Origin of the sequence: Variovorax multivorans, from assembly GCF_051216835.1 — a bacterium.
GTDB lineage: Bacteria > Pseudomonadota > Gammaproteobacteria > Burkholderiales > Burkholderiaceae_C > Variovorax.
The window spans coordinates 518,455-533,399 of the sequence record NZ_JBPJZL010000007.1 but is presented as its reverse complement, the minus strand read 5'-3'; the positions used below and the strand labels follow the sequence as shown (position 1 = coordinate 533,399).

At 60.1% G+C, this 14,945-nt stretch carries 9 protein-coding genes; 7 read left to right on the top strand and 2 right to left on the bottom strand.

Annotation, left to right across the window (positions count from 1 at the left end; translation table 11 throughout):
- Positions 1-74: 74 nt before the first annotated feature.
- The 3 genes from ACSFCA_RS21505 to ACSFCA_RS21495 all read left to right on the top strand — a co-directional run bounded on the left by ACSFCA_RS21505 (position 75) and on the right by ACSFCA_RS21495 (position 6,093).
- Positions 75-1,355 (top strand): efflux RND transporter periplasmic adaptor subunit, encoded by a 1,281-nt coding sequence (locus ACSFCA_RS21505; RefSeq protein WP_435460560.1) that lies wholly within the window; start codon positions 75-77, stop codon positions 1,353-1,355.
- Positions 1,355-4,525, top strand: coding sequence for an efflux RND transporter permease subunit (locus ACSFCA_RS21500; protein ID WP_435460561.1), 3,171 nt, complete (start codon positions 1,355-1,357; stop codon positions 4,523-4,525). The genes ACSFCA_RS21505 and ACSFCA_RS21500 overlap by 1 nt, the downstream gene beginning before the upstream one ends.
- 89 nt (positions 4,526-4,614) lie before the next feature.
- Positions 4,615-6,093 (top strand): efflux transporter outer membrane subunit, encoded by a 1,479-nt coding sequence (locus ACSFCA_RS21495; protein WP_435460562.1) that lies wholly within the window; start codon positions 4,615-4,617, stop codon positions 6,091-6,093.
- 661 nt (positions 6,094-6,754) lie between these two features.
- Here ACSFCA_RS21495 and ACSFCA_RS21490 read toward each other — a convergent pair.
- Positions 6,755-8,032 (bottom strand): bifunctional O-acetylhomoserine aminocarboxypropyltransferase/cysteine synthase, encoded by a 1,278-nt coding sequence (locus ACSFCA_RS21490; RefSeq protein ID WP_435460563.1) that lies wholly within the window; start codon positions 8,030-8,032, stop codon positions 6,755-6,757.
- A 118-nt stretch (positions 8,033-8,150) separates the two neighbouring features.
- Entirely contained in the window at positions 8,151-9,029 is an 879-nt protein-coding gene (locus ACSFCA_RS21485) for an IclR family transcriptional regulator (RefSeq protein WP_435460564.1), read from the bottom strand.
- Between the two features lie 214 nt (positions 9,030-9,243).
- On the opposite strand from ACSFCA_RS21485, the gene ACSFCA_RS21480 reads away from it, so the two are divergent.
- The 4 genes from ACSFCA_RS21480 to ACSFCA_RS21465 all read left to right on the top strand — a co-directional run bounded on the left by ACSFCA_RS21480 (position 9,244) and on the right by ACSFCA_RS21465 (position 14,934).
- Positions 9,244-10,047, top strand: coding sequence for an SDR family NAD(P)-dependent oxidoreductase (locus ACSFCA_RS21480; RefSeq protein WP_435460565.1), 804 nt, complete (start codon positions 9,244-9,246; stop codon positions 10,045-10,047).
- 650 nt (positions 10,048-10,697) lie between these two features.
- Complete coding sequence (locus ACSFCA_RS21475) at positions 10,698-11,561, top strand: PCC domain-containing protein (RefSeq protein WP_435460566.1); 864 nt, start codon at positions 10,698-10,700, stop codon at positions 11,559-11,561.
- A 2-nt stretch (positions 11,562-11,563) separates the two neighbouring features.
- A complete protein-coding gene (locus ACSFCA_RS21470) occupies positions 11,564-13,876 on the top strand; it encodes a molybdopterin-dependent oxidoreductase (RefSeq protein WP_435460567.1) in 2,313 nt (770 codons plus the stop codon).
- 38 nt (positions 13,877-13,914) lie between these two features.
- Positions 13,915-14,934 carry a TRAP transporter substrate-binding protein gene (locus tag ACSFCA_RS21465; protein WP_435460568.1) on the top strand — a complete coding sequence of 340 codons (1,020 nt, stop codon included), beginning with the start codon at positions 13,915-13,917 and terminating at the stop codon, positions 14,932-14,934.
- The last annotated feature ends 11 nt before the right edge of the window (positions 14,935-14,945 follow it).

The window sequence follows — 14,945 nt, the reverse complement described above, 5'->3', positions numbered from 1 at the left end:
GCGCAGGCCGCATGGGACGCTACCCGGACCCAAGACGGCAAAAAGACTTATCACGGAAAAATTTTGGCGCAGGAATGAACAGCAGCACGACAGTCAGGACCACCGCAGCGGCATTGCTGCTTCTCGCCCTTGCAGCATGCAAGCAAGCCGACGACGGCGCCTCCGTTTCGCAAGAAAGGCCTACTGTCAGCGTCGTGACTCTGCATGCGCAGTCGGTTCCGCTCACGGAGGAATTGGCCGGGCGCGTTGTCGCGTCGTTGGAGGCGGAGGTCCGTCCTCAGGTCGGCGGCATCATTCAGACGCGCCTATTCACAGAGGGCGGCGAGGTCAAGGCGGGCGCAGCCCTGTACAAAATCGATCCGGCCACCTATCAGGCCACCTACGACAGTGCCGTCGCTGCGCTCTTGAAAGCCCAAGCCGCTGTACCCAGCGCACAGGCCAAAGCCGATCGCAATAAGGACCTGGTCAGCCAGAAGGCGATCAGCACGCAGGACTACGAAGCAGCGGTCGAGGCCTTGGCACAGGCCCGGGCCGGTGTTTCCGCAGCCCAGGCCGCTGTACAGACGGCGAAGATCAACCTCGACTACACCACGATGACCGCGCCTATTTCCGGGCGCATCGGCAAATCGTCACTGACTCCTGGTGCGCTTGTCACCGCGGGCCAGGCAACTGCGCTTGCGACCATCCACCAGCTCGACCCCATCAACATTGACTTGACCCAGACCAGCTCCAGTTTGCTCAATCTGCGCCAGGCGATCAAGGCCGGACGCATCAAGGCCTCCGGCGCACACATCGACGTGACGCTCAAGCTAGAAAACGGCACGGTCTATCCACTGACAGGCAAATTGGCGTTCGCCGAGTCCAGCGTGAGCACCACAACAGGCTCCTATACGCTGCGCGCGACTTTTGCCAACCCGGACCGCCTGCTGCTGCCCGGCATGTATGTGCGCGCCGTCGTCGACAAGGGGGCGGCGCCGCAGGCCTTTCTCGTTCCTCAGCGCGCCGTCAGCCGCAATGCGCGCGGCGAAGCAACGGCGCTCTTTCTCAAGAACGGCAAGGTGGAGCAGCGCGTGCTGACTGCCGGTCGCTCTATCGGCAACGCATGGGTGGTCGAAAACAGCGTGACCGACGGTGACCAAGTGATTGTGGAAGGCAGTCAGGGTGTCCGTGAAGGAGATGCGGTCACATCGGTCAGCGTGGCGATAGATGAGGCGACGGGCCAGATCCGTCAAGCTAACCAGGGCGGCTCCCACAGTCAGCAGGCGCCGGCGGGATTGAGCGATGCTCAAGCCCTCACCAGCTCTGCCGCATTGGCGACCTCCAATCAACGCGATACGGCGAGCCGGGGCCAGTAATGTCGGAATTCTTTATCAAACGACCGGTCTTCGCCTGGGTCCTCGCCATCGTCGTCATGCTGGGAGGCCTGATGGCACTCCGCATGCTTTCGATATCGCAGTACCCGGAGATCGCGCCCACCACCATATCGATCAACGCAAGCTATCCCGGTGCGGATGCCCAGACCGTCGAAAACTCGGTCACCCGAATCATCGAGCAGGGCATGACGGGTCTCGACAATCTTCAGTACATGTCTGCGTCCTCCGACTCCGCAGGGTCGGTGGAAATCTCGCTGACCTTCAGCAACGCGGCGAATGCAGATGTAGCCCAGATGCAGGTGCAGAACAAACTCCAGCTCGTCACCTCTTTGCTGCCGTCTATTGTGCAGAGCACGGGGCTGACGGTGACCAAGTCGTCGTCCAGCTTCCTCATGGTGATCGGTTTCGTCTCGACGAATGGCAAGCTCACTGCGACCGACTTGGACGATTACGTCAACAGCACGTTGAACGAGACGATCAAACGGGTACCCGGGGTCGGCAAGACGCAGTTGTTCGGCTCCGGCTATGCCATGCGGATCTGGCTCAACGCCGAGCGTCTCGCGCAGCATGCGCTGATGCCCGGCGATGTCGAGACTGCCATCAAGGCGCAAAACACCCAGGTATCGGCCGGCCAGCTCGGCGCGCAACCCGCGCGCCAGGGGCAACAACTCAACGCGACGGTTACAGCCCAGAGCCGTCTGCAGACGGTCGAGCAATTTGGCAACATCATTCTCAAAAGCGCTACCGATGGGTCGGTTGTTCTTCTTCGAGATGTTGCCCGCATCGAGATTGGTGCCGAAAGCTACACCGGCAGCGCGACCTACAACGGCAAGCCGACGTCGGGCCTCGGCGTCAACCTCGCAACCGGCGCGAACACCATCACCACCGCCAAGGCTGTCAAGGCCGCGATCAGCGGGCTCGCAACAACTTTACCCGCTGGCGTGGAGGTCGTCTATCCCTACGAGACGACGCCATTTGTGACGCTCTCTATCAAAGAGGTGGCCAAAACGTTGGTAGAGGCCATCGTGCTCGTGTTCGTCGTGATGCTTGTGTTTCTTCAGAACGTACGCGCTACGCTCATCCCTACCCTGGCCATTCCAGTGGTTCTTCTTGGAACCTTCGGGGTCTTGTCCATCTTCGGGTACTCAATCAACACGCTGACGATGTTCGCGATGGTGCTCGCTATCGGCCTGCTCGTCGATGACGCCATCGTAGTGGTGGAAAACGTTGAACGCATCATGGCCGAAGAGAACCTCTCGGCGCGCGAAGCGACGCGCAAGTCAATGAAGGAAATCACCGGTGCACTGCTGGGTATCGCAGTCGTGCTGTCAGCCGTATTTGTGCCGATGGCATTCTTCGCAGGCTCGACCGGCATCATTTATCGCCAGTTCTCGGTCACGATTGTCTCAGCCATGGTGCTGTCGCTCATGGTTGCCTTGATCCTGACGCCGGCGCTGTGCGCATCGGTCCTAAAACCCCCGAAGCCTCATGGCCCGCAACGCGGATTCTTTGGCTGGTTCAATCGTACGTTCGAGCGCGGCTCGCAGCGCTATCGTAGCGGCGTAGAGAAGATTTTGACCCGCCGGAAGCGCTTTTTCATTGCCTTCGTAGGTATTGTGCTTGTCATGGCGTGGATGTTCGCGCGCCTGCCCAGTTCATTCCTGCCCTCTGAAGACCAAGGCATTCTGATCACGTCCGTACAGCTGCCGGCTGGGGCGATGCAGGACAGAACGCGAAAGGTGCTGGACCAGGTCACGGACTACTACCTCCAGCAGGAAAAGGATGCCGTCGACGGCGTCATGGCAGTCTCGGGCTTCGGGTTCGGCGGCGCGGGCCAGAACGTTGGCATCGTCTTCGTTCGCCTGAAGGACTTCGGCCAGCGCAAGTCGGCGAGCTTGTCCGCAAGCGCGCTCGCTGCACGCGCCACCACGGCGTTCGCCACGACAAAGGATGCCCAGGTATTCGTCCTTTTGCCACCTGCCATCGAAGGCCTTGGTTCGTCCAACGGATTCGACTTCTACTTGCAGGACGCTGGTGGGTTGGGCCGCGAACAACTCAGCACCGTCCGCGATCAGTTGCTCAGCGCCACAGCCAAGGATGCGAGCTTGCGCAACACCCGCCAGAACGGGCAGGAAGGCACGCCACAGTACGCCATCGATATCGACCCGGCGAAAGCGAGTGCGCTGGGCGTGAGCCTGGCCGACGTGAACACTACGTTGTCGACGGCTTGGGGTAGCAACTATGTCAACGACTTCATTGATCGGGGGCGCGTCAAGAAGGTGTACGTGCAATCCGATGCCGATTTCCGGATGCAACCCAAAGATTTGGACAACTGGCATGTACGCAATTCCAGCAACGCCATGGTGCCGTTTGCATCGTTTGCTAGCGGCCATTGGACCTTTGGTCCTGCTCGACTGGAGCGATACAACGGTTTGCCTGCCCTCCAGATTCAAGGGGAAGCCGCTGCGGGCGTGAGCTCGGGCACAGCCATGAGCGCGATTGATCGACTCGTCGCAAAGCTGCCCAAAGGCTATAGCCATGAATGGACGGGGCTGTCGTACCAGGAGCGCATGTCGGGCAGTCAGGCCACGTCGCTTTACGCGATCTCAGTGCTGGTGGTTTTCCTGTGCTTGGCCGCACTGTATGAGAGCTGGTCTATTCCCTTCGCCGTGATGCTATCGGTGCCAATCGGGATCGCCGGGGCACTTTTGGGAGCCCTGCTCTTCGACCAGTCCAATGACGTGTACTTCAAGGTCGGCCTGCTGACGACGATCGGCTTGGCGGCGAAGAACGCGATTCTGATCGTGGAGTTCGCGCTGGAGCGCCAAGCGCGCGGCGCGGGATTGGTCGAAGCCACGCTGGAAGCTGCCAAGCAGCGTTTGCGCCCCATTTTGATGACCTCGTTTGCCTTCATCCTGGGCGTCGCACCGCTGGCCCTGGCCACCGGCGCTGGCTCCGGCGCGCAACGGTCGATCGGCATTGGGGTGATGGGCGGCATGATCGCCGCCACCGTGCTGGGGATCTTCTTCGTGCCACTGCTCTTTGTAGGCGTGCGCGCTATTTTCAAACGGCAGTCGTCTCCCGATCTTGAACCAGACAACGGATTGCCTGCGAAGAATCCTGCCGCCGGTGATGTGACGAACCCAATATGAGCAAACGGAAAATGATCAGCACGAAGGCGACGGCGACGCATGGTCTCGCCCGCCCCCCCCACTCCCTGCCCCAACGCTGCGCACCCGTCATGACGTTGCTGGTCAGCATGTTCCTTGTGGCCGGCTGCGCCGTGGGCCCTGACTATCACGCACCGCCGGTCACATTGCCCGTCCAATGGGCCACGACGCAAGATCGCACACTGTCGTCCGCCGCACCGGACCTATCCCGATGGTGGACGCGTCTGGACGATCCGCTTTTGAATGCGCTTGTGGACGAGGCAGTAGCCGGCAATTTGGATGTGGCTACCGCGAGTGCCAAGATTCGTGAGGCTCGGGCCACTTACAACCAGGCGGCCGGCTCGTTGGTCCCATCGTTGACGAGCACAGCGTCCGCAACGCGGTCCGTCAGCAACGGCGTTGCGTCCGGCGGGACAACCGGCACGACATCTACCGGTCTCACGACCTCCTCAGGCGGCAATACGTTCAAGGCGGGGTTCGATGCGAGTTGGGAGTTGGACCTTTTTGGCGCCAACAGGCGCGCGGTCGAAGCGGCGGGATATGGCGTGGACGCCGCCCAGTGGAGTCTGCGTTCGACGCTGCTCACCCTGATCGGCGATATCACGTCCAACTACATTCAGGCGCGCGGCTACCAGACTCGTCTGGCATTGGCTCGCGACACCGTCTCATCGCAAGAAGAGACAGCACGGATCACGCAAGTCAAGTTTGACGCAGGCGCATCTTCCGGCCTGGATGCGGCCAATGCTACAGGCCAGGCGCAAACCACCAAGGCGGCGATTCCAACGTTGGAAAGCTCCTACGCACAGACCGTGCATAGCCTGTCTGTCCTGACGGGCCAGGCACCGGCTGCGCTGATGCAGCGTCTGCAGGCGGTTGAGCCGATCCCCACGCCACCGTTGCCAATCGCGCTCGGCATTCCTGCGAACGTGCTGCTCGCCCGTCCGGACGTTCTGCTGGCTGAACGCCAATACGCCCAATACACGGCCAAGATCGGCCAGGCAGAAGCGGCGCGCTACCCGAGCGTCAGCCTGACCGGCAGTCTGTCGACCTCTGGCAAACAGGTCGGCGACTTGGCGAAGCACTCTTCGATCGGTTGGTCATTCGGTCCGTCCGTGACACTTCCGCTTTTCAATGGCAGCAAGCTGAAGGCTACGGTGGATATCACCCGGGCCCAGCGTGATCAGTATTTCATCGCCTACCAGTCCTCTGTATTGGCCGCGCTGAAAGATGTGGAGAACGCTGCAGTCGGCCTGTCCCAGGAGACGGCGCGTGTCCAGAATCTGGAGGCCTCGGTCGATGCCTACCGCCAAGCGGCGAGCCTTTCCCAGCTCCTCTATCAGGCCGGCTCCACGGGCTTCCTTGATGTGCTGACGGCCCAGCGTTCGCTTTACACGTCGCAAGATGCGTTGATCCAGAGTCGGGTGCTGATCACCACCCAGTACATTGCGCTGAACAAGGCTCTGGGTGGCGGTTGGGACGGTGAGATCGATACGTCAACGCCGGCCGTCACTGACTCCTATACCGGGCCGCGTCTGTCCAGCGCCGAATGAGTACGGCTTTGCGTCGCTTGAGCTATAACCGGCAATGTTTAACCCTCCTCTGCGTCGATCAAGTTCATGATGCACGCGATCGAAGTGCGCAACGACCAGTCAATACTGCACACCCTCGATCAGCGAAAACAGAGGGTACTGAGGAGACGATCAGAGGGGCCGCCACGCAGAAGTCGAGCCACCAGGTCGGCAGGTAGCCAGCGCCCGCTGCCCCGCTCGGATCGTCTTTCGCCATGCCGGGCTGGACGTGCAGCCAGCAGCGAAAGGGGCCCGACGAGGCCCAGTCGCGCCAGTTGAATCGCAACTGCGCGAATGCGAAAGTGCGGATAAGGATGCACGGCCTTACCGCCCATAGGGTCAAGGGTCTGGTGAAAGCTCTCGGGAACCTGCGTCAGTTTAGGGAGTCGGTTCGGATCTTCGCCGACCGAATCGGAGCAGGTTCTAAGGCGCCTGCCCGCGGGACAGCAGCGCTGACGTGCGCCTTAAAGACGGCCTATCACCTAGGACCAGCAGATGAGGCGTCGCAGCCGCAACCGCCGAACTCATCAGATGCCCACCATAGGTCCTCCCGTGTGTTTCGGTTCACAGCGCAGACTGCGCTATTCTCTTGGATGGAGACCGTAAAACTGTCTGCTCGTCGAGGGACGCGTGCCGATGTTTGCTAGTCGGCGGCAGCAGCCAACGCCTGTGTGAGATCGTCCAAAATATCGTCGCAGTGCTCAATCCCAACAGACAGTCGAACCATGTCCCGTGGAACCCCCGCCTCTTCAAGCTCTTTCTCGTCGAGTTGGCGGTGAGTTGTTGAAGCCGGATGACAGGCCAGGGACTTGGCATCGCCGATGTTCACCAGGCGGACGAACAATTTCAGAGCATCAATAAAACGCGCGCCGGCTTCGTGCCCTCCCTTTACCCCGAACGACAAGATCGAGGCCGGCCGCCCCCCCATGTAGCGTTTGGCCAATTCATGCTCGGGGTGGTCAGTCAGTCCAGCGTACTTTACCCATGACACCGCGGGATGCTCACGCAAGAACGTAGCAACCTTCAAAGCATTCTCAGTGTGACGCTCCATCCGTAGCGCAAGCGTTTCCAAACCCTGCAAGATCAGAAACGCATTGAACGGCGACAGCGCGGCCCCGGTATTGCGCAACGGCACGACACGGCACCTTCCAATGAACGCGGCAACTCCAAATGCTTCCGTGTAGGTGACGCCGTGGTATGACGGGTCGGGTGTGTTCAACATGGAAAATCGGGCTGCGTTCTCGCGCCAGGGAAAGGAACCCGAGTCGACAACGATGCCACCGATGCTGGTGCCATGACCGCCCATGTATTTCGTGAGGGAGTGCACCACGATGTCTGCGCCGTGTTCGAACGGTCTGCACAGCATCGGCGTGGCCACGGTGTTGTCGACGATGAGCGGGACGCCGTGCTTGTGCGCCACGTCGGCCAAGGCTCGGATGTCCACGATGTTGCCTGCGGGGTTGCCGATGGATTCGCAGAACACTGCTTTTGTCCTTGCATCGATCAACGCCTCGATGCCCGCCACATCGTCGTGGCCTGCAAAACGTGTCGTGATGCCGAAACGCGGGAGGGTGTGCGCGAACAAGTTGTACGTGCCTCCATAGAGCTTTGCAACCGAGATGATGTTGTCACCGGCTTCAGCGACCGTTTGAATCGCGTACGTGATCGCCGCCATGCCGGATGCAACGGCCAATGCGCCAACACCCCCTTCCAATGCAGCGACTCGTTTCTCGAGCACGTCGTTGGTCGGATTCATGATGCGCGTGTAGATGTTGCCCGCGACCTTCAGGTCAAACAGATCCGCACCATGTTGCGTGTCGTCGAACGCGTAAGCGGCCGTCTGATAGATGGGCACGGCGACGGACTTCGTCGTCGGGTCGGGGCTGTAGCCGCCGTGGATGGTGATGGTTTCCAGTTTCATAGGGTCTCCGGTGGGCTGAAACATGACCGCGTTGCGCCCGACGGCTCATGCGAATCAGTGAAGAATCTTTGACTTGGCTGGCGTACGCTGCGCTGTCGAGACAGGCCGCAAAACGTCGTCAGCGATATGGCTTTCTTGCCTGTTCGGCACGAGTCGGCACCTTTTTCTCGTCGGCGACCGTGGGCTTCGTTCTCGCCATCAATTTCCTGCGCAGCTTCTCCGCTTCCTCTCGCATGAGCGGTACCAGAGACTCCTGGCGCGCTTCGGGCAACCGGGTGTCGATCGCGCCGATGGAGAGCGCCGCATTGGGTTGACCGAACTGGTCATAAACAACGACGCCGATGCCCCAAGAACCAGGGTGCACCAGACCGCGGTGTGCTGCAAATCCCCTCGCCCGGGTTTCGACCACGAGCGTCTTCAGGCTGTCCACAGATATGGCCGGATACTTTTCTTTATAGATGAGGGCGTTGTCGGCAAGGATCGAATCAACTTCTTCATCTGGCAATGCAGCCAGGATGGCGATACTCCCTGCACCCACACCCAAAGGGTGCCGGTCGCCAACCGACAGCACATGAGCGCGAATGGGATAGTCGCCCTCTTCACGGTGCATGCAGACGGTGAAGTGTCCTCGGCGAACGGTCAAGAACGCTGTGTCTTGAGACACTTGGGCAAGACGCGCGACGCTGCTCTGCGCGAGTTGATGGATGCCGAACCGATCCTTCGCGAGTTCTCCGAGCACGTAGCTCTCATAACCCAGGTGGTAACGCTTGGTTGCGATGTCCTGCTCGACCAGTCCACCGCGAATCAACGCCAGCAGCAATCTGTGTACCGTCGGCTGCTTGAGCCCGCTCTCCGTCACGAGTTGACCGAGTGAAGCGCCTGCCGCGTGCAGCTTGGACACGTGCAACAGGACGGCGATGGCCCGGTCGATAGCCTGAGCCCCATCGGGGGCAGCGCCGCCTGCAGCAGTTCGGGCTCGTCTTTCCTGGTTCTCCATCTTTTCTCCGTGAGATTTTTTGATCCATATTATGGATATTCCAACTTTGCCAATTTTCTGCTATCAGGCCGATTTTCGACCTGCCCCCAAGGGAATTTAGGGTTAACGCCTACGTCAACCGCACGAAGTCCCAGTATGGTCGACATCAAGAATTTATATTTAGTCCATTATATGGACTTTACGCGCCTTAGCCAATTTGACTTGGACTTCCAACATGACGCAAACCCTTAAGGGCAAAACAGCCCTTGTATTCGGCGCTGGATTCAAGGGTGACGGCTGGAGCAATGGAAAGGCCACGGCGGTTGGCTATGCGCGCGCGGGCGCTTGCGTAGCGTGCGCGGACATCGACCTTGCCGCGGCAAAGGCCACCGCGGCGGTCATCGCCAGCGAAGGCCATCGGGCCATCGCCGTTCATAGCGACGTGAGGGACTCGGCATCGGTCGAAGCCGCCACGCGCTCTGCGCTGGCGTTCTCGGGGACCCTGGACATCCTTCACAATAACGTCGGTGTGACCCACATGGGCGGCCCCGTGGAATTGGATGAAAGCACCTTCCAGTTGTCGCTGGATCTGAACCTGGGTTCGGTGTTTCGCACGGTCAAGGCAGCCGTGCCGCACATGCTCAAACAAGGCAGCGGCGTCATCGTCAACATCTCTTCATTGGCAGCCTTGCGATGGACTGGCTACCCGTACTTCGTGTACTCGGCATCCAAAGCGGCCGTCAACCAAGCGACGGTCGCAATCGCCATGCAGTACGCGAGACAAGGCATACGAGCCAATTGCATCATTCCCGGCGCGATCGACACGCCCCTCATCTACCAGCAAATCGCTTCGCAGTACACATCGATTGAAGAGATGCTGGCTGCGCGCAATCGAATGGTGCCACTGGGACACATGGGCGATCCATGGGACATCGCTAACGCGTCCGTGTTTCTGGCGTCAGACCAAGCCAAGTTCATCACCGGTGTCTGCCTTCCGGTCGATGGCGGTCAAAGTTGCGCCACCGCTCCTCTGGGCTGACACCACCCATTCACGAAACCCCAGTCGAGGCGACACCTGGCAGAGGGGTTGCACGTTCGTCGACCCTTGCACCCGCCCAGCGCGGGCCAACACCAGCTGGCATGTCCACGCGCGCGACGCATCGCCACGCCAACGTGAGCCGCTGATCCGTGGCGGTGGGTCATGGGTTGATCACGCCACCGGGCGACATCCGAAGCTCAGCTTGTTGATCGCAAGGACCGCCCACGCGATCGCCTTTGGTGGTGACGGGCAGGCGAATTTCTCCAATGCGGTCGACAACGCGCACAGCTAAACGAGCTCGCCCGACTCCACCCCTCGGCGGCTCGGCGGCCAGTCACATGGAGCCGCTCCGACCTGAGTCCAAAAACCAGTTTTGACCATGTGAAAGATGATCAATAAAAGTCCATATTATGGATTTATATATAAATTATTTTCTTGCTTGCCAAGTGATTTGAAATGAAAACCCATGGTAAACCCCGAGATTCCTAGCTGTTTTCTAGGAATAAAGTCGGTTCTTGGCAGATGCGCAGCAGCAAATCAAGAATCCATATTATGGACTTTAAATAACATTTAAAAGTCCACAATATGGTTTCACTAGTCAAGCACCCAAGCTTTAGCTCACGGCCCTAATTGCTCCTCACCCGACAACCATGCTCACCACCCTCGTACAACCAGGAACTCCCGAGACCCAGCGACTGGAATCCATAGAGGGCCCGCTGCACAGCGTCCGCTTCAACGTTGCCGCTGGGGCAACTCTGCTTGCAGGAATCAGCCAGGGGATGCATCACGCAGGCATTCGCAGTGGGACGCTTCGGATGGCGGACTTCGATGTGCACGCCCTGCACTATGTTCGGCCGACCGAGACGGACGACGACGAGCACGTGGCGTTCTACAGCGCGACCCACCGCATCGACGCACCGGTCCGCGTCCTGTTGGCGGTGGCGACTTTCGGTGAGAAGGATGGCCAGCCATTCGTGCATTGCCACGCGCTGTGGACGGATGACGAAGGCAGGGTCAAAGGCGGCCACCTGCATAACGACTGCGTGCGGGTGTGCGAAGACACGCCAGCGACAGCTTGGGGTCTGGGCAATGCCGCAATGTCAGTTGAATTCGATGCGGAGACAAACTTCAGCTTGTTCCGCCCCCGCGCGGTGCAGGAGCGGCTCCCACCGCCCCGGAACGCGTCGCGCTGCGTGATCGCAAAAGTCCGTCCAAACGAGGATTTGCTAATCAGCATTGAACGCGCTTGCGAGCGCTACGGGATCCACCGGGCGCGCGTCGCTGGCAGCGTGGGCAGTGTGGTTGGTGCAACGTTCACCGATGGCCGAAGGGTATCGGACATCGCCACCGAGATCCTTGTGATCTCTGGGCACGTGGAGCCCGATGCCGAGGGGCCATGCGCTCAGTTGCGCATCGCACTGATTGACCCCAGAGGCGATGTCCATTTCGGAGATCTCGCCCGCGGGGAAAACGCCGTTTTGATCTGCTTCGAACTGGTCCTCGTTGAGGTCTGACAGTGGCTCGATATACCCTTTCCCACTGGGGCCTGTACGAGGTCGAGAAGACGGCCGCTGGAGAGCCGTCCATCGCCGCGTACCGGCACGATCCAGATCCATCGGCCATCGGACTGCACCAATTTGCGCCCGAACTTTCCCGGCTTCGTGTCCGCAAACCAGCGGTGCGCAGAAGCTGGCTTGAGAACGGGCCTGGCGCCAACCCCGAACTCAGAGGTCGGGAACCGTTCGTCGAAGTCGAATGGGAAGAGGCCTTCAGTTTGGTGGCCGCCGAGATCGAGCGCGTGCGCACGACCCACGGCAATTCGGCAATCTTCGGCGGGTCTTATGGCTGGGCCAGCGCCGGGCGCTTTCACCATGCCCAGAGTCAAATCCACCGCTTCCTAAACGCCGCAGGCGGTTATGTGCGCCACAAGGACTCGTACAGCCTTGGGGCGGCGCACGTGATCATGCCGCACGTGGTAGCAGGCATGGACGAGCTCATCAGCATCCACCACACGTGGGATGTTCTCGCTGAACATACCAAACTGCTTGTGACCTTTGGCGGCGTGCCCCGCAAGAACGCCCAGTCATCTCCCGGCGGCGTGGGACGCCACAGGGTTCGCGACGGGCTCGCGTCTTTGCACCGAGCCGCCGTGCGAATCGTCAACTTGGGGCCCGTCAACGACAACATCGAGACGGGCGGCCCGATCGAATGGATCCAGTTGCGGCCCAACACCGACGTCGCGATGATGATGGCGCTGTGCTGGGTGCTGCGCGACGAGAAACTGCACGACGTCGATTTCTTGAGTCGGTACTGCGTGGGGTATATCAATTTCGAGGCGTACCTACTGGGCGCCACGGATGGCATTGCGAAGACGCCGCAATGGGCTGCGACCATCACCGGCGTTCCCGCCGAAGTAACGTACCAATTGGCCCGCGACATGGCCAAAAACCGGACCATGCTCAATGTGGCGTGGTCGCTGCAGCGTGCCGAACGGGGCGAGCAGCCCTTCTGGGGTGTGGTGACTCTGGCTTGCATGTTGGGTCAGATCGGGCTGCCCGGAGGCGGGTTCGGCGCAGGCTACGGACCTGCCAACACAATGGGAACACCCCATCGCAAGATCGGTGGCCCCACCCTGTCGCAAGGCTTCAACCCCGTGACGCAGTTCATCCCAGTGGCGCGGATTGCAGACCTGCTGATTCACCCGACCGAAGCCTTCACTTACAACGGGACCACCTACACGTACCCTGACATCCGAATGGTGTACTGGGCCGGCGGCAACCCGTTTCATCATCATCAGGATCTGAATCGGCTGGTGAAGGCATGGCAACGGCCTGAAACGATCGTGTTCCACGAACAATACTGGACCGCCGCTGCGAAGTTTTCAGACATTGTGCTGCCCGCGACGACCTCCCTGGAACGTGACGACATCGGTTATGCATCGCAAGAGGGCGTGCTGGTCTGGATGTCAAAAACGACTGAGGCCGTGGGCTATGCGCTCAGCGACTACGACATCTTCGCCGGGATTGCCAGCAAGCTGGGGTGCGCCGACGTGTTCACCGAAGGACGCTCGGCCGACGCATGGCTGAGGGTCATGTACGAAGATCTGGTGCCCAAGTACGACCGCGTCGGCATCGCGCTTCCGGACTTCGAAGCGTTCAAGGAACTGGGACTGATCGATCTGGACGCATCCGGGTCCAGTCACGTCATGTTCAGCGCCTTTCGCGAAGACCCGCTAACCCACCCTCTCAAGACGCGCTCTGGCTTGATTGAGATCACTTGCCGCGATATCGAATCGTTCCAATTGAGCGATTGCGTCGGTCACGCGGCCTGGCTTGCCCCGACCGAATGGTTGGGATCAGATCTGACGGGCAAGTACCCATTGCATCTGTTGACGGACCAGCCCCGCAACAAGTTGCACAGCCAGCTGGATGCGAGCCCGCACAGCATGGCCTCGAAGGTACACGGCCGCGAACCTGTTTACCTGAGTGCCGACGACGCGGGCGCTAGAGGCATCCAACACGGTGATCTGGTGCGCGTATTCAATGACCGAGGCGCCTGCCTGGCCATCGCCACCGTTTCGGCCGACGTGATGTCAGGCGTGTGCCGTATCTCCACAGGCTCCTGGTACGACCCCGATCCAGACACTGGACTCGACAAGCATGGCAATCCCAACGTCCTGACGAACGACGTTCCGGCCTCAGGACTGTCGCAAGGCTGCGCTGCCCAATCGTGCCTCGTTCAATTGGAGCGCTTCACCGGCGAGCCGCCGCCAGTGACCGCCTTCGAACTGCCCGCCTTTGCCGACCGGGCGGATGACAGCGGCATCTGACGGCTTTGCCTTTCACCATTTTCACAAGGAGACATGTCATGTATCAACTCTCACGTCGCAAGATGTTTGGCGTCGCAACCGGCACAGCACTGGGCTTGGCTGGCTGGGGCCAGTCGCGTCCGGCACACGCTGCGGATTTCACATTGAAGTACGCCAACAACGCGCCCGCAGCCCACCCCCTCACGGTCCGCATGAAGGAAGCCGCGGAAGCCATCCGCGCTGAGACCAATGGCAAAGTGGACCTGCAGGTGTACTTCAATAGCCAGCTTGGCGGCGACACCGACATGCTCGCCCAATTGCGTGCGGGTGGCTTGGATTTCTTCACGCTTTCACCCCTGATCCTTTCGTCCATGGTGCCCAAAGCGGCCATAAGCGGCATCGGGTTCGCGTTCTCGGACTACCAGAAAGTGTTCAGCGCGATGGACGGCGAGCTTGGCGCGTTCGTGCGTGCAGAGATCAGCAAAACCGGCCTGCATCCCTTCGAAAAGATTTTCAACAACGGCTTCCGGCAAATCACGACGTCCACGCGCGCGATCCATCAACCGGCTGATCTTAAGAATCTCAAGATCCGCGTCCCACCTGCGCCCCTGTGGACGTCGATGTTCAAGAGCTTCGATGCGGCACCACTGTCGATCAACTTTGCCGAGGTCTATTCCTCACTGCAGACCAAGATCGCTGACGCGCAGGAAAACCCGCTTGTGACCATCGATTCGGCCAAGCTATACGAAGTCCAGAAGTTCCTGTCAAAGACCAACCACATGTGGGACGGATTTTGGTTCCTAGCAAGTGGCAAGACTTGGAACAAGCTGCCGGCGGACGTGCGCCAGGTCATCGAAAAGCATGTGAACCGCTGCTGCCTGCTGCAGCGCGAAGACGTCATCTCGCAGAACGTGTCGCTCGAAAAACACGTTGCCGACAGCGGTCTCGCCATCAACAGCGTGGACAGCACGCCGTTCCAGGCGAAGCTCAAGTCAGCTGGTTTCTACAAAGAGTGGCAGACCCGGCTGGGCGACCCGTTGTGGGCCTTGTTGGAAAAAAGCGCTGGCGCTTCGCTCTAAAACTCATGAAG